Below are 17,118 nucleotides of genomic sequence, written 5' to 3'. Positions count from 1 at the left end.
ATTTGGGATGAAATACAGGAAAGTTTTCCATTTGTACCAAATTTGGTTGATTAAGTGATGTGGTTAACATATTTTTGTGCGCACTAGGCATTTGGTTGAACTAAATTTGGCCATGAAATCAAAATAATTTTACTCATAATTGACATAGCTCAATCCTAGTTAATCTTTACAACGCTAACTTGAATAGTATGAAAAAAGTATCCCAGTTGATTGGTTCGTTTGCCTTGGGGGCAATGATGGCACTGCCTTCATTTGCACAACCGCTGGAGCAGCCGAATTCTCCGGATTACAACCCAAAAGCTTCTTATGATGGTCCTTACAAAATGAACACCTGGTCTATATCAGCTCATTTCGGTCCGTCTTTGTTTTTTGGTGATTTGCGGGAGTATGACTTCTGGCCGGTAACCAAAACATCTTCTGACAGCCATAAGGAATCCGGAACTTTTCAGGGAGGTCTGACGATCAACAAACAGCTTTCATACTTGTTCGGTGCACGTCTGGATGGTTCAATCGGTAACCTGAGAGGGATGAAACGCCGGATGTACAATCGCTATTTCGAAGGAAATTATTTCGACGTATCACTCGCCGGTACTGTAAACCTGAAAGGTCTTTTGATGGGACCTAACAAAATGAAGCGCTGGAAAGTGGATGCGTATGTAGGTATAGGGCAGGTATTTTACGATGCGACTGCTTATGATCTGACAGGTGGTATTCCGCTGCGTGAAACTGGTAAAATGAATGACTGGATCGTTCCTACCGGTTTGAACATTAACTATGAGCTGAGCAAAAGATTTGACCTGGGTCTGGATTTCCGTCTGACTCATACCAACTCTGACTACCTGGATGCTACTTACGGCGGTGACTATGACCGTACGCCTAACAGCTTCGTAATTGCTGACCAGAAAACATCCCGCAAAGGAAATTCGGAACTTGACAGCTACGGATACGGTGCTATCCAGCTTACTTACAAGCTTGGTAAAAAAGCATTGAAAGTGGCGAAAGTGGATGGCAAATGGGATTACAAACCAGAAGAAGGATATTATCACCTGCGTTACACAGATCCAAAAGTCCTGATCAAACCGCCTAAGATTCTTACGCTGGAAGAAATGGACTCTGTTGCGAAAGCAAACCGTCCGAAAGACATCGATCCTAAATTGTTGCTTGATACAGATGGTGACGGTGTTTCTGACTTCTTCGATAAAGAGCCTAATTCACCTGCCGGAAGTGTTGTGGACGGTAGCGGCCGCGTACTTGACTTTGATTCTTACGTGAAAAATGCACTGGCAACAGGAGCAGCTTGCAGCGAAATCTTTGCGAACGTTACGTTTGACACAGACAAAAATGCGATCAAACCTGAGTTCCAGGAAATGCTGAAAAACGTAGCAGCCCTGATGAACAAAAACGGATGCCGCCTGCAACTTGCCGGCCACACAGACCGCCGTGCTTCTGACCGCTACAACATTGCACTTTCACGCCGCCGTGTGGATGCAGTTAAAAACTTCCTGATCAACGAAGGTGGTCTGACAGATCCTAGCAAAGTAATCGTTGACTACTTCGGATCATTCAAACCGATAGCTGACAGCGCAAGTCGCCCAGGTCTGCAGAGAAACCGTCGCGTAGAACTGAAATTGCTTCCTTAACCGGAAACAATAAACATACAAGAAGGCCTCCCATCGGAGGCCTTTTTCTTTTTTACATATAATAAAGATGCTTGTGTATTTGAACCAGGCAGTTACCACGTAAGATACATTGATGAAAAAGTACGATTATTTGATAGTTGGTGCAGGATTATGGGGTTCTGTATTCGCCCATGAAGCAAACAAAAGAGGCAAAAAGTGCTTGGTAATTGACCGCAGGAACCATACAGGCGGCAATATTTTTTGCGAGAATGTTGAGGGAATCAATGTGCATAAGTATGGTGCGCATATTTTTCATACCAATGATAAAGACATCTGGGATTACGTAAATTCCTTTGTCGAGTTCAACCGCTACACCAACTCCCCCATCGCGAATTATAATGGCGAGTTGTACAATCTGCCGTTCAATATGAACACTTTTTACCAGCTCTGGAAGATAAAAACACCGGATGAGGCGCGGGAGAAAATCAGGCAGCAGGTTGAAGAAGCCGGTATCAAAGATCCGCAGAACCTGGAAGAGCAGGCCATTTCACTGGTGGGTACCGACATTTACTTTAAACTCATCAAAGCTTATACTGAAAAACAGTGGGGCCGTAAGGCAACAGAGCTACCTGCGTTCATTATCAAACGTTTACCCGTAAGGTTTACTTTTGACAACAATTATTTCAATGACCGTTATCAGGGTATTCCGATTGGTGGATACAACAAGCTTACCGAGGGATTACTGAAAGACATAGAGGTTAGAACGGGTGTCGATTTCTTTGCAGATCGTGTTGAACTGGAAGACCTCGCAGAGACAGTGGTATACACAGGTCCGATTGATGAATATTTTGGCTTCCGGTTTGGGCAGCTTGAATACCGTAGTCTGAGGTTTGAAAACCAACTACTGGATCGCGACAACTACCAGGGTAACGCAGTGGTTAATTATACGGATGGAGAAACACCATTTACCCGGATTATTGAGCACAAGCATTTCGAATTCGGCACTCAGGCGAAAACGGTGATTACGCACGAGTTTCCACAAGAATGGGTAAAAGGCGCTGAGCCCTATTATCCCGTCAATGATGATAAAAATACTGCTGTATTTAACCAATATCGTGATCTGGCAGCTCAGGAAAGCCAGGTTATCTTTGGGGGACGCCTGGCTGAATACAGGTACTACGATATGCACCAGGTTGTAGGATCAGCATTGAAAAGAGTCAAAACCATATTCGACTAAAACAGTTGAAGCATATCAAAATCCGGATTATGAAAATAGTCCGGATTTTTTTTGTCGAATCAGTTACCTAATCCAGATACCCGCGTCTAAATCCTGCACCACCTTTAATGCGATGCAGGAACAGCAACAGACCCAGGTAAAAACGCAATATGCTTTTCATAGCGGAAGACTCCTTCTCTCCGCTATGAAAAGCATGCAGGTACACTGGCGATTGTATCTGGTTTTCACGTGCACCAGTCTGTGCCTGGCATTATTGTACCTTCGCTACGCTACCCCGCGATATATCATTACCAGCTCCATTTTGATTCGTGATGATTCGCGCGGATCTGAATTCGCTGAGTCGGCCTTCATGGAAGAGCTTGGTGGACTTCCACTTCAAAGCAATGTTGATAATGAAATAGAAGTACTGAAGAGCAGGACTTTAATGCAAAGTGTTGTCAATGACCTGCAGTTAAATGTTCGCTATGAGGTCGCCGGAGATATAAAAACGGCTGAACTGCACGAAAAGTCACCCTACCGCCTCACATTGCTTGATTCCGGTGACCAATACAAGGCAACAAGCTATCAAATCACAGAATTACATGGTAGACGTTTTCGCCTGCTAAGTCCCGTCCGGCAGGTGACAGGCAGGTTTGGGGATACAATCCGCCTTGGCAGCGGAAGAGCGGTTCTTAGGAAAACGAGTTTCAAACCCGGTGAGCAATGCATGTATTCTATTACATTGTCACCACATCATACTATTGTAAACCAGTACGCTTCCCGTTTGAAAGTGACTGCCAGTAACAAGCTGGCAAGTATAGTTACCTTATCATTAACGGACATTCTTCCTGAAAAAGGAGAAGCAATCCTGAACAAGCTGCTTGATAATTATCAGAAAATAAATGCTGCCGAACAAAGCCGGCGGGCTGCAAAAACACTGGCTTTTATTGAGCAGCACCTTGTAGTCATTTCAGCACGTCTACAAAAAGATGAAGTCGCCATTCAAAAGTTTAAAAGCCGGCATCAGCTGACTGACATTACTGAACACGCCAAGCTACTCACCCGAAACCGGCAGCTTACCCAACAAGAAGCCAGCAAATACAATGCGCAACTGGATGTACTTACCCATCTCGGAACATTCCTGGTTAGCGGGCCGGAGCAAACCCTGCCTGCGAGCCTTACCTTGCAGGAGCCGACCTTTGCTGCAATCATCAGTCGATACAATGAAGTACTTACCACCAAGGCCAAATACCTTGCAACAACCCGCGCCGGGTACCCGCGCATACGTGAGCTGGAAGATCAGCTGAAAAGTCTGAAAGCAGACTTGCAGGTAAGTATTCAAGCACATCGGCAAGAAATCAGCACATACCTCACCGCGCTGAGAAGTATCAGACTTCAGGAGGAGTCAGAAATGCAGCAGCTGCCGCAATGGGAGCGAACATACCAGGGATTGCTCCGGCAGCAGCAAACAGATCAGGAGCTTTATGTATTACTGCTCAAAAAACGTCTTGAAACCGCACTTTCAAAATCATCCACAATTTCCAATGCACGGATGATTGATCCGCCTCTTGCTGATCCTGAGCCGACGCATCCGGATGCAAGGGTTACTTTAGTGATGGCCGGCTTTACGGGCCTGATGCTTCCATTTCTGCTGCTTCACCTTCGTCAGGCACTTAATACCAGGGTACTTTGCAAATCAGATGTGTCTGAACGGATTGATCTGCCATTTATTGGAGAGCTCACACATGTTTCCAGAAGAAGAAAACAACTGCTTTTTGCACCCAGATCGGCGATCACAGAGCAATTCCGTACATTGCGAACGAACCTGCACTTCTTACCGGATGTACGCAGCCGGCAGGTCATACTTATTACGTCGGGAACCAGTCATGAAGGGAAATCATGGATTGCCATGAACCTTGCTGAAACCCTTTCACGCTCCGGACGGAAAGTTGTACTCGTTGAAATGGATCTCCGAAAGCCGGGCATTACAACCTACCTCGATTTGAACCCATGTGGAGTAACTGAGCTATTGACATCCGGTCAAAACCCATCCACTTTCCTTCAAAAGTCCCCCGGACTAGCTTTCGATATCATTGCAGCAGGCAAACCGCCGCCTGATCCTCTTGCGCTGCTACTGGGTGAGTACATGGGTGATCTATTTGCTTCCCTGAAAGCCATGTATGAGCACATTATTATTGATTCACCGCCTGCCGGCTTATTAGCGGATGCCTTGCTGATAGGGCAATATTCCGACTTATCGCTGTACGTGATCAGACAAGGGTTTACCAGGAAAAGTGATCTGGATAAACTCTGCCAGATAAGTGCGCGCAATCAGCTCCCTTTACTGCATTTGATCCTGAACGATGTACAGGCAGACTCAGATGACCAGTACAATTACTACCAGCAGAAGCGTGAGGGCCATTTAAAATCTCTGTTATCGAAATACTTAAAATACCGGTCATGAACAATGAAGTTTACATCATAGCCGAGGTAGGCATGGCACACGACGGCAGTTTGGGCATGGCGCACAGCTTTATTGATGCGCTCTCAGGTACCGGAGTGAACGCTGTTAAGTTTCAGGTACATATTGCAGCTGCGGAGAGTAGCATGTCCGAACGTTTTCGCATCAATTTCTCCTATGAGGACCGGACAAGAATGGATTACTGGGCCAGGACCGAATTTACAAGGGAACAATGGGCTTGTCTGAAAACGCATTGTGCGGCAAATGGAATGGACTTTGTAGCGAGCCCATTTTCTATTGCTGCTGCCGAGTTGCTGCAAAACATCGGGGCAAAAAAAATTAAGATAGCCTCCGGTGAAGTAACGAATCACTTGCTGTTAAAAAAAATAGCCCGGTTTGCCGACTATGTCCTTCTTTCGAGCGGCATGAGTAACTGGGATGAGCTGGATGGCGCCGCGTCTATCCTCACTAACCGTGAAATCGCTTTTTCAATTCTTCAATGTACTACCGCCTACCCCACTCAACCTTCGCAATGGGGTTTGAATGTCCTGGATGAAATCAGGAATCGTTATGATGTGCCCGCAGGTTTTTCGGACCATTCGGGTGATATCTATGCCGGACTTGCAGCTGCGGCACACGGAGCATCCACAATCGAAGTTCATGCAACATTTGATCAATGCATGTTTGGTCCGGATGCGAGGGCTTCCCTTGATATGCGGCAGATTAGCTCCTTGGTAAAAGGCATCAGGCAAATTGAAAATGCCGTGAGACATCCTGTCAACAAACTCCACAATGAGGATTTCCGGGAACTCAGTAAAATATTCGGCAAGTCGCTGGCACTTAACAAGCATTTGAAAAAAGGGCATATAGTCAGGCTGGAAGACCTTGAAACAAAAAAACCGGCAGGTCAGGGAATGGATGTACGCAATTACCAGCAAGCTGTCGGCCGCATGCTGCTTCGGGATATGCCACAGTGGGAGTTTTTACAAGAACATGACCTTGAACCATGCGAAAAGTAAGTGTGATCGTAACTGCCCGGGCGAGCTACTGCCGTGTTCTGACTTTGCTTCACGCCATTGCTGCACACACATCCTTGTACCTTCAACTGGTGGTGTTTTGTGATAAAACCCATCCAGACTCGTCCTCCATGAAGTACCGGGTACAAAGGGACGGATTTGAAATGGCCGGATGTGTCGAGATCGATACAGCCTGCAATGATTTAGGCAGTGCTGCCATACGTACTGCTCATGCCATCAAACAACTGGTTGCCGTATTTACAAGACTGGCCCCTGACATCGTCATCACCATAGCCGACCGGCACGAAACCATGGCGACGGCGATTGCGGCCTCTTATCTGAATATTCCGCTCGCGCATTTGCAGGGTGGCGAAGTGACCGGAAATATTGATGACAAAGTACGAAATGCCATTACCCGCCTTGCTGACGTGCACTTTGTAGCAACTCGTCAGGCAAAGATACGCCTTGTAAGGTCAGGCGAAGATCAGGCCAAAGTGCATTGGGTGGGCTGCCCGGCAATCGACCTTGCTCACCAGATTGTCAGCAACACGGATGAATCCATTCACGACTTCAAAGGCATTCATTTTCCTTTTGCAAGTGAAAGATTTCTCATTGTAATGCAACATGCTGTGACCACTGAGTTTGGAGAAGCACATTGTCAGGTCAAGCAGACTCTCGAAGCAGTAAGGCAGCTGAATATGCCTGTCCTGTGGTTTAAGCCCAATTACGATCCGGGGCACTGTGATCTGAGTGGTATGATTCCCAGTTCTTTAGATGATGATTTTGGCAATTGTCTTCACATTATGCAAGACCTTTCCCCCCAATCATTCCTTCGCTTGTTAAACCAATCTGCATGCCTGATCGGAAATTCGAGTGCGGGTATCCGTGAAGCTTCTTTTCTGGGTATTCCTGCGGTAAATATCGGCAGTAGACAGGCCGGCAGAGAGCGTGCACACAATGTAGTGGACGTTGATTATCAGGCTTCCGTCATCACCAAAGCAGCTTCTGAACAATTGAAAGTTGGACGCTATCAGCCAAGCTATTTGTATGGAAATGGAAATGCAGCTTCACAGATAGCAGACCTGCTGGCTACCTGTCCTTTATCCATTATCAAAAAGAATACATTTTGACATGCACACACCCAAAGTACTCGGCATTATTCCGGCACGAAAGCAGTCCAGGGAGGTTCCCGGCAAGAACAGCAAGCTGCTCAATAACAAGCCATTGGTAAGTTATACCATTGAAACAGCCCTGCAAAGCCAGCTTCTGGATACGATCCTGGTTTCGACAGACAGCTCTGAAATTCTTGAAATAAGCAGATCATATGATAAGGTAGAGACACCCTTCACGCGTCCGGCCCATTTGGCGACTGACCTTATTCCCTCGATTGCCGTGGTGCAGCATGCGCTGGACTACTATGAAGCAACCGGACAAATATTTGACTTTATATGCCTTCTGCAACCCACCGTGCCTTTCAGAAGTGACCGGATTATTGACAGGAGTATCGAAGAAATCGTCAAATGTAGTGCAGATAGCCTGATTACTGTGGCACCTATACCCGCAAAATACAACCCGCTCTGGGCATACCGGCTTGACGAACATACCATCCGGCCGCTTGTACCCGAAAGTGCCGGGGTATTTCGACGGCAGGACCTCCCTCCTTTTTTCTGCCGTAACGGATCAGTTTATATTACCTCTGCGTACCTGATCAAAGAAGGACTGATAACTGGTGGGAAAATGGCAGTTCTGATGGACGAACACGAAAACCATGTCAACATAGACAGCCTTGCCGACTGGAAAGTCGCCGAGCAGATCGCACTTACCTTTAACGAAAATGCCTGAAAAAAGAATGCTGATCCTCATCACCAACAGCTTTGCAGCGCTGAATGTAGTTCATAGCGGGCTGCTACGGCAATTATGTCGCAAGTACAACATCTATCTGATGTCTGACCTAATCGGGAAAGAAGATATATCAAACTTTTGCAAAACCTACTTTCTTAAAGCTGCGATTGATCCCTGCGAATTTCCGGATGAAAATAGCTTACTGCGGATCCTGCGCCGGCTGGAAAAACTGCTTTTTCTGGTTTATAATGACATTGAAACTTTTCAGGTTAAATATGGCAGTTACCTGCTTACAAAACCGGTTTTCCGGTTTGCCAGGTTGTTGCGGCATAATACCTGGCTGGCAGCAGTATTAGTCATACTCAGGAAATTAATCATTTGGTACGCATTGTACATAGATGCGGGAAAATTGCGATGGGCATGTAAATATGATTTGGTAATCTCTACATCTCCCCTCGACAGCCGCGAAAACCGGGTTGTCAATTTCCTAAAAACGAAAAAGGTAAAGTCTGTGGCTTTGGTAATCAGCTGGGATAACCTTAGTACCAAAGGTGTCATGAATGCTGAACACGATAATATATTCGTCTGGAATCACATCATGGCGGCAGAGTATCGCAGGTTTTACAAACTTTTTGACGGTCGAACCATCATTCGTATTACCGGTATACCCCGATTTGACCTGCATAAAAGCAAGCAATTTGCAGCGCATGATTTTCAGGTAAAATACAGGCAGCAACTGGGCGTCGCCAATGAGCGCATTTTACTTTTTGCAACCAGTCCCGGAAGGCATGTACCGGACCAACAACACTATTTGCAGGATTTGCTCGACTATGCAGAAACGAAAACAGACATCATTGTCCTTCTGCGATGTCACCCGGCTGATTACTTTGACTATTCCGGCTCTTACAAAAAGGATCCTAATCTTAGAATATGGGGCAATTATAACAGTGAAGCAATAGATCATCCATTTGGCAAATGGCTGCCTGCTGCGGACTTCCTTTACAACTTATCAGCCATGCTGCATAGTTGCGCAGTTTGCCTCCATATCGCCTCTACCCTCCGGCTTGATGCCGCTGCCTGCCATAAGCCAGTCATTAATATTGCATATGATCCCACTTTTCAACCTTACCACAGTTCAATTCGGCGATATTACGACTACACACATCAGCTTCCATTGAACAAGTCAAACATCGGAACTACGGTTTACTCAAAAACTGAGCTATACCATGCTTTGGATACCATGCTTACCGGGACTGAACAGACAGACCCTGATGCAGTCAGACCATTTGTTGCTGGCGGGAAGGGCAATGCGGTTGAACGTACACTTTACTACATATCGCAATGCATGCATTGATCGTCTGCTCAGCCCTTCGTTGCATTGCTGCATTAGCAATGATCTTTCTGATCAGTGTAATCGCACCATCTCTGCTAGATACCGGGGAAAGTGAGGTACAAACCATAATTGTTCTGGCTTTTTTCGTGTTTTGTGCCCTTACGCTGGCCAGCAATGAACCTGATCCGGTATTCGGATTCTTATCAATTCCTGTCTTAACCCAGTTTATTCACCTGTTTGAAAAGTATGATTTTCCGGCAGGGGCTATGTCCATCTGGCGGTTGCTGCCTTTCTTGTTAATGCTTGTCTTCCTCTTCGATAAGCTGAGCAAGAGGTCTTTTATATTATCAAAAGAAACCCGAACGGGCATTGCAGCATGGATTTTAATGCATTTGCTCTTTCTGCTCATTACTCCGAAGCCAGGTGAGGTCGTCTTTGCAGGTTGTCTCTTTTATATTTTACTGCTGCCCCTTTCATTTTTGTTTTTGCAAAATGTTTCAGTTGAAAGCAGCTTTCTGATATGGATAGAGAATAGTTTGTGTCTCCTCTTTTTTGTACTTGGTCTTGGAACCATTGGTTTGGTAGTGGCTGGCTCACAATACAAAGGGTCCACCAACCTGCTGGTTACCAGGAACATTGCCGACACAAACGTTACCATGGCATACTTCATCCTCTTATGGCCTTTCGTATTGCTGTATTGCCGGAGGAATAGAGAGCGGCTGGTCAGGCTGGCAGGGATCGTGATGCTCCTGATCATGGTCGTTATTTCATTTTCAAGAGGATCGGTGCTGCTGATGGTACCCTACCTTTTGCTTACCCTCACACTCGACGGTTCATTCCGTTACATTGCTGCATTGTTGTTCGTCATCGGCATCATTGCAATGCTTCGCCCCGACCTAATGCATACTGATGCTGCCGGAGAGCTCGCTTACTCCTGGAAATTGCGAATAGAAGATTTTATGACCGGCACACAGTCTGCGGGCAAGCTGCACCAGATCAGCGGTCGATCCGAAATCCATGCAACTGCCCTGCGTATATTCTATGAAAGTCCGGTTATTGGAAGCGGGATCAGCAGCTTTGAGGTACTGGGACCCGGGTACCGGGAGGCGCACTCGCTTTTTTACACATTGCTCGCCGAAGAAGGAATACTAGGCACTGCTTATTTTTACTTTCTGCTATACATTGTTGCTCAGGAACTTGGCAGCAAAATACTGTATAACACAGCATGTCAGCTCCTTTTTGCCAGTTTTATATTCTATCTCATTTTCAATCATACTGTGGGTAGCGTCTTTGTTATTTTACCACGTAAAAGTTTGACCATCAATTGCATTGCTCCCATTCTCATCCTGGGACAATACTTTTATGCGCAGGATTTAAGAACCTCCGCAAGGTTTACCGGATGAAGCCTGTACTGATCATCGGAAAAGTCCCTCCACCGGTTGGCGGGGTAGCTGTCCATGTGGCCAGGCTGGTCGCTGGGCTGTCTGCTAAAAAGCAAAACTTTTACTTCTGCAACCTTCGCAAAACCACTCCGGTGCACTTGGCATATTACCTTATACGCTACCAGATCATTCACCTGCATACCTCCAATCCATGGTTCCAGCTAAGTGTGGCTGTGTTCTCTCGTATTTTCAGCAAAACACTCATGATTACTTACCATGGCAACTGGGGCCGGTACCATGCATTGAAAAACCTGGCAGTACGACTTTCCGCAAGGCTTTGCCGGTATCCTCTGGTTCAAAATAAAGAAAGTCTGGCACCCGCATTATCTGAAAATCCGAATGCACGATGCATTCCCGTTTACATAGCCAGCGACGACAAGCGTCTCCTGCCCGAAAGTGTGTCCGGGATGCTCACCCGGCTCAGGCTGACTTACAAATATGTTTTCTGTACACATGCCTGGAATGTAGCATTCGACAAATATGGACGGGAAATTTATGGCATTTCTGAGCTTGCAGCCCACTTGCGCCAATTCCCGCGCTCGGTACTGGTAGTAGCTGACCCTTCCGGACGGTACAGGGTATATCTGGAAAAAATCATGGGTAAGGTCCCGGACAATGTGCTGATAATGCAGGGAAGTTTTGACTTTAGAAGCATACTCGACCATTGTGACGGATTTATCCGCAACACCACTACGGATGGTTCATGCATCAGCATTGAGGAAGCATTGGCGCAGCATAAGGTAGTTTTAGCAAGTAATGCAGTGAGCAGGTCACCGGGTTGCCGGTTGTTCAGTGATGTCAGCACGATTAACCTGGAATGGGAGTTGCTGGAAGGAATGCGCGCTGCGGATTGGACAAAAGTGGAAACCGTATCTGCGCTTGATTCGCTGATCACGCTTTATAAAACCACACAGCTGGCAGTGTAAGCCTGATTTTCAGGTTTGTATATAAAAAACAAAGGCATAGAAAAATTTCCATGCCCTGTTTCACACTATACACACACTATATTTTAAATATCTTTTATCATCAATTTGATGAGCGATGTTCGACTTTCAGTACGCAAAAATAACAAACTAAAGTAATTAGAAAAAAACTTTCGAAAGTGAAATTCTTGTTGCGATTATAAAGTAAAGCATAATTTTTTTAAAAAATTTCACCTCCTGCTGAATAACACGACAAAAATACTCAAATAATCTTGAAATATTGGCCGCACTCCACGGCCCGACTATTTTAGTAACATCAACAAAACACCTTAAAACCATTCATGGAAGCATATTTTACAGTTGACGCACTCATCAGCGTACTTACACTTACCTTACTGGAAATCGTACTTGGAATTGACAATGTTATTTTCATCACCATTGTATCGGGCAAGTTGCCTGCCGACCAGCGCAAAAAGGCGCAAAGCAATGGGCTGCTTATTGCACTGGTACTGCGTATTGCGCTTTTGTTTGCCATATCATGGGTGATTGGCCTCAAACAGGACTTGCTGACCCTCTTCGGGCATGGCTTCAGCGGACGCGATCTGATCCTTCTTTCCGGCGGGCTTTTCCTATTATATAGTACCACTAAGGAAATCCACCACAAGCTGGAAGGCGAAAACGAGGAAACGCCTGCTATCGGCTCCGGAAAGCAGTCAATGACATTTGGAAGTGCCCTCATTCAGATCGCCCTGCTCAATATTATCTTTTCTTTTGACTCGGTACTGACTGCCGTGGGGTTGGTGAAGGAAGTACCTATTATGATCCTGGCGGTGATTGCCTCGACCTTCATTATGATTGCATTTGCGGGTAAAATTGGCGACTTTGTAAATAATCATCCTTCCATTAAAATACTTGCGCTATCATTTTTGTTGATGATAGGTACCCTGCTCGTAGCCGAAGCATTCCATTATGAAATTCCGAAAGGCTATGCTTACTTCGCTATGGCATTTTCATTTTTCGTGGAATTGCTGAATATGAAGCTGGACAAAACCACCAAGGAACCGGTTAAGCTGCATAACCGGGTAAACTGATTAACCATGCGAATAAACCCCGATACTATTGACCGGATCAAGCAAGCTGCGGACATCGTAGAGGTGGTCGGGGACTTTGTATCACTTAAGAAAAAGGGCGCTAACTATTCTGCCTGCTGCCCTTTTCACAATGAAAAAACGCCTTCTTTCAATGTAAATCCGTCTCGGCAGATCTTCAAGTGCTTTGGCTGCGGCGCTGCCGGGGATGCCATCAAGTTTGTGATGGATATTGATGGTATCGGCTATGGTGAGGCCCTGCGGTACCTGGCCGCCAAGTATAACATTGAAATTGAGGAAGAGCAGGTTACCGATGAGGAGGCGCTCCGCCAAAACGAACGGGAGAGCCTGTACATCATTCTTAATTTCGCCAAGAATTTTTATGTCAATCAGTTACATGACACTGAAGAGGGGCAGGCGATCGGATTAAGCTACTTCCGGGAACGTGGCTTTTCACAGGAGACGCGTCAGAAATTTGAGCTGGGATACAGCCTGGATACCTGGGATGCGCTATCCAGGGAAGCCCTGGCAAAGGGATTTTCTGTTGATATACTTGAAAAAGCAGGTTTGCTCATTCATCGTGAAGGAAGCCAGACGGCTGGTTACGACCGTTTTCGTGGCCGCGTCATATTTCCCATCCACAATGTAGCCGGCAAGGTCATTGCATTTGGCGCCCGCATCCTGAAAGCCGATAAGCATGGCCGTGGTAACCAGCCCAAATACCTCAACTCGCCGGAAACGGAAGTTTACCATAAAAGTGATGTACTCTACGGTATTTATCAGGCCAAAAATGCGATCAGGCAAAAAGAGCACTGCTACCTGGTTGAGGGATATACGGATGTTATTTCGCTCCATCAGGCTGGAATAGAAAACGTGGTCGCCTCCTCGGGAACTTCGCTGACAGTGGAGCAGATCAGGCTGATTGGCAGGTTTACCCCCAATATCACCATTCTTTACGACGGTGACGTGGCAGGTGTGAAAGCCGCTTTGCGGGGGCTGGATCTGGTATTGGAAGAGGGGCTTAATGTCAGTGTTGTACTGTTTCCTGATGGGGACGATCCCGACAGCTTTGTGAGGAAAGTAGGCGCTGAGGCATTCAAGGAGCATATCCGGAAGGCTTCCAGGGACTTTATTTCCTTCAAAACCGAAATCCTCTTACAGGATGCAGGTAATGATCCTTTCAAACTGGCTGCTGTAATCAGCGAGGTGGTCAATAGCGTTGTCAAGATTCCGGATGCGATTAAAAGGCAGGTTTTCTTTCACCGCATCTCAGAAATGATGAAGGTGGATGAGCAGATGCTGATTTCAGAAGGAAACAAGCTGCTGCGGAAAACCCATACGCAAAAACAGGCTGAAAAGCCGGGAAGATCGAATATCCCGGAAGGTCCGGATGAGCTGGACGCAGGTGGCCCGGGATACGAAATGGAAGAGCGCGCGCTTGCCGGTGACCTCGCCCAGCGCGACACCCAAAAGCCTCAGCATAACAAGTTACGGTATCAGGAAGAAGCATTTGTGCGGCTGCTGGTACTCTTCGGCTCCCGGGAGCTCGAACCGGACATTACAGTTTGCCAGTATGTACTTGGTGAGATCGACGGCATTGATTTTCAGGATCCGGTTTTCCGTCACCTGCTCACCCTGTTCCGTGAAAATTACGCACGAAGCATAGTGCTGCCCACAGATTACTTTCTGCAGCATCGTGAGCCCGAAATCCGGGACCTGACCATTGGCTGGCTTACGACAAAGTACGAGCTGAGCGATCAATGGTCGGAGAAATATGAAATTTACGTCCCACAGGAAGCGGATGTACTGGATAAAACCGCATTTGTTAACATCCTTCGGTTAAAAAAGGTATTTATCGAAGAAAAGATGAAGGAATGCCTGCAACGTGCTGTACATGCCGTGACAGAAGAGGAGCAGGTTGCAGTAATGAACGAGTTCATGTTTTATAAAGGTGTGAGTATGGCTGCTGCAAAGGAGCTCGGAAGTGTTATCGGTTGATTCTAAAAATAACGTATGAATGCTATGAAGACCTTGCAACCGGCATTGCTGCTATGCCTGGCTTTGGCCATGCTTGCCTGCGGACCATCCTACAAAACGCTTAAAACGAAGAAAGAAGCCGGCTTTCACCTTTCTGACTTTACTACATTCGGTTTTTACGATATCGAGGCAACGGGCGATACCATTCCGGAGAACTTTGAAAAGAATATCGGTATCATCAGAAATGAGATCTCCAAGAATCTGCAGGCAAAAGGACTTGACGAAGCACGTGACCCGGGTTTGAAAATCAACATTGCCATTTCAGTAGAGGAAAAGCTGCAAACCCGCCAGACCGACTACCGCACCGACGGCTATCCAAGGTACATGGGCCAGCGGCGGTATTCGTGGAAAAGCCAGGAAGTGGTAGTGGGAAAGTACCGGGAGGGAACAATTATTCTGGACCTGGTGGATGCGGCAAACAACAAGCTGATGTGGCAGGGTGGCGCAGAGGGGATACTGTCCGGCAAGGATGAACAATTTCAAGATCGCATCAGTCCGGTAATTAAAAAGATCATCGATGAAATTCCGTAATGAATTTCATAAAAAAGGGTTGCTCCGGTAAAGAAGCAACCCCGATATGGTCATACGATGGTAGCTATGCGTTGTTGTTGGCAACATTGCGAACCTTATCATTCACATTATCAGCAACTGACGTCGCTTTTTCCTTTACATTATTCACATTTTTAACAAAACCTTCTTTCAGTTTTTCAGCAAGTGCGGTCAGTTCATCAAGGCTTTGTTCGTATTTGTCTTTGGCTGTACCACCCAGGTCACCTGCTTTGTCTTTAAGCAGCTTACGGGTTTCTTTTCCATTTTTAGGAGCAACAAGCAGGCCTATTGCAAGCCCTGTCAGTAATGCGCCCACAGCGCCGATCAAAAATTTCTCGTCCTTGTTCATACGAATTTCCTATTTTGTGTTAATAATCATCAGATAAACTCCACAGGTAAAATAACCGTGCCATCAAACATCGGCTTACACCGGATGAAATCTCCCCGTTTTCTCAGCATCGTAACATCTTTCCTGATCTGCATTGCTCCGTTTTTTGCCTCAGCCCAATGGAAAATCCTGGATATTAAAACGGGCATTCACATGCGCGCGGTACATGCAGTATCGTCCAATACCTGCTGGATAGGCGGTACAAAAGGAACTGTTTTGAAAACGGCAGACAGCGGACGATCATGGAGGACGTTCAGGCTACCGGATGCCGACTCGCTGGATTTCCGGGATGTGCACGCGTTCGATAAGGACGTAGCGGTTGCCATGAGCGCAGGAGAATCCGACAAAGACAAGGCAAGAATTTACCGTACCGAAGACGGAGGAAGCACCTGGTCGCTTGTGTACCGGTCTACACAAGCTGGGGTTTTTCTGGATGGAATCGATTTCTGGGATAAAAACAGGGGTATTTGCCTGGGTGACCCGGTGGATGGCAGGCTGCTGATCCTGACTACGGAGGATGGTGGAAAAACCTGGCAGGAGCTGCCGCAGGAAGCACGTCCCCAGGCGGAACCGGGCGAGGCTTGCTTTGCAGCCAGCGGTACGTCCATCTTTGCCACCGGCAAGGGCGTGGTTTACATTGGTACTGGCGGAAGCAGGTTTGCCAGGGTTTTCAGGTCGGAAGATTATGGGCGAACCTGGCAGGTGTCCGCTACCCCACTACCTGCCGGCTCTACGAGCGGTATCTTTGGATTGCATTTTTGGTCCAGAAAAAATGGTATTGCTGTGGGTGGAGATTACAAGAGGACTACGGATTCTGCACAAAATGTACTGCTCACCACAGATGGGGGAATTACATGGAAACTTTCAGGTATGACGCGCCCGGCAGGCCTGAAAGAGGCAGTGGGTATTTATCATAAAACCAATGCAACCTGGAACGGGGACACGCAGATCCGGGCAGATAACTATACGCTGGTCGCTACCGGTCCTTCCGGCAGCAGCTACTCGCTCGACCGGGGCAAGTCGTGGCATGTGCTGGGTAAGGAAGGCTTTCATGCCGTAAGCTTTGCAGGAAACGTGGGCTACGCAGTCGGCGCAAACGGCTTAATCGGGAAGATTGAAAAGATATCTACCAAAAAAGGCAAGAGAAAGCTGGTTATTGTTGATGAATAGCCGGTAACAGCCGGAATGCTGTGTTTATGGTAAA

The 17,118-nt window shown here is 46.7% G+C and carries 14 protein-coding genes; 13 read left to right on the top strand and 1 reads right to left on the bottom strand.

Annotated features, from left to right (window positions below; translation table 11 throughout):
- The first annotated feature begins 188 nt into the window (after positions 1-188).
- From HWI92_RS21175 to HWI92_RS21120, 12 genes are all read left to right on the top strand, one after another.
- A complete protein-coding gene (locus HWI92_RS21175) occupies positions 189-1,640 on the top strand; it encodes an OmpA family protein (RefSeq protein ID WP_204658999.1) in 1,452 nt (483 codons plus the stop codon).
- 112 nt (positions 1,641-1,752) lie between these two features.
- Positions 1,753-2,856 (top strand): UDP-galactopyranose mutase, encoded by a 1,104-nt coding sequence (gene glf, locus HWI92_RS21170; protein WP_204658997.1) that lies wholly within the window; start codon positions 1,753-1,755, stop codon positions 2,854-2,856.
- Between the two features lie 112 nt (positions 2,857-2,968).
- Positions 2,969-5,299: a GumC family protein gene (locus HWI92_RS21165; protein WP_204658995.1), complete on the top strand. Its 2,331-nt coding sequence runs from the start codon at positions 2,969-2,971 to the stop codon at positions 5,297-5,299.
- Positions 5,296-6,315, top strand: a complete 1,020-nt coding sequence (locus HWI92_RS21160; protein ID WP_204658993.1) for an N-acetylneuraminate synthase family protein — start codon at positions 5,296-5,298, stop codon at positions 6,313-6,315. Before HWI92_RS21165 ends, HWI92_RS21160 begins: the two co-directional genes overlap by 4 nt.
- Positions 6,303-7,442, top strand: coding sequence for a UDP-N-acetylglucosamine 2-epimerase (gene neuC, locus HWI92_RS21155; RefSeq protein WP_204658991.1), 1,140 nt, complete (start codon positions 6,303-6,305; stop codon positions 7,440-7,442). The genes HWI92_RS21160 and neuC overlap by 13 nt, the downstream gene beginning before the upstream one ends.
- 1 nt (position 7,443) lies before the next feature.
- Positions 7,444-8,154 (top strand): acylneuraminate cytidylyltransferase family protein, encoded by a 711-nt coding sequence (locus HWI92_RS21150; RefSeq protein ID WP_204658989.1) that lies wholly within the window; start codon positions 7,444-7,446, stop codon positions 8,152-8,154.
- A complete protein-coding gene (locus tag HWI92_RS21145) occupies positions 8,147-9,508 on the top strand; it encodes a CDP-glycerol glycerophosphotransferase family protein (protein WP_204658987.1) in 1,362 nt (453 codons plus the stop codon). The genes HWI92_RS21150 and HWI92_RS21145 overlap by 8 nt, the downstream gene beginning before the upstream one ends.
- Positions 9,496-10,890, top strand: a complete 1,395-nt coding sequence (locus HWI92_RS21140) for an O-antigen ligase family protein (protein ID WP_204658984.1) — start codon at positions 9,496-9,498, stop codon at positions 10,888-10,890. Before HWI92_RS21145 ends, HWI92_RS21140 begins: the two co-directional genes overlap by 13 nt.
- The gene (locus HWI92_RS21135) at positions 10,887-11,855 is read left to right on the top strand and encodes a glycosyltransferase family protein (RefSeq protein ID WP_204658982.1); all 969 of its coding nucleotides are present in this window, start codon (positions 10,887-10,889) and stop codon (positions 11,853-11,855) included. Before HWI92_RS21140 ends, HWI92_RS21135 begins: the two co-directional genes overlap by 4 nt.
- A 338-nt stretch (positions 11,856-12,193) precedes the next feature.
- Positions 12,194-12,943: a TerC family protein gene (locus HWI92_RS21130; RefSeq protein ID WP_204658980.1), complete on the top strand. Its 750-nt coding sequence runs from the start codon at positions 12,194-12,196 to the stop codon at positions 12,941-12,943.
- 6 nt (positions 12,944-12,949) lie between these two features.
- Complete coding sequence (gene dnaG / locus HWI92_RS21125) at positions 12,950-14,938, top strand: DNA primase (RefSeq protein WP_204658978.1); 1,989 nt, start codon at positions 12,950-12,952, stop codon at positions 14,936-14,938.
- 24 nt (positions 14,939-14,962) lie between these two features.
- Positions 14,963-15,508, top strand: coding sequence for a DUF4136 domain-containing protein (locus tag HWI92_RS21120; RefSeq protein ID WP_204658976.1), 546 nt, complete (start codon positions 14,963-14,965; stop codon positions 15,506-15,508).
- A gap of 64 nt (positions 15,509-15,572) precedes the next feature.
- Here HWI92_RS21120 and HWI92_RS21115 read toward each other — a convergent pair whose 3' ends face one another.
- Complete coding sequence (locus tag HWI92_RS21115) at positions 15,573-15,875, bottom strand: YtxH domain-containing protein (protein ID WP_204658974.1); 303 nt, start codon at positions 15,873-15,875, stop codon at positions 15,573-15,575.
- An 84-nt stretch (positions 15,876-15,959) separates the two neighbouring features.
- Here HWI92_RS21115 and HWI92_RS21110 point away from each other — a divergent pair, with 84 nt between their 5' ends.
- Positions 15,960-17,084 (top strand): WD40/YVTN/BNR-like repeat-containing protein, encoded by a 1,125-nt coding sequence (locus HWI92_RS21110; RefSeq protein WP_204658972.1) that lies wholly within the window; start codon positions 15,960-15,962, stop codon positions 17,082-17,084.
- The last annotated feature ends 34 nt before the right edge of the window (positions 17,085-17,118 follow it).

It is taken from the genome of Dyadobacter sandarakinus, assembly GCF_016894445.1.
In the GTDB taxonomy this organism is placed as follows: Bacteria; Bacteroidota; Bacteroidia; order Cytophagales; family Spirosomataceae; genus Dyadobacter; species Dyadobacter sandarakinus.
This window is presented reverse-complemented; position numbering and strand designations above follow the sequence as displayed.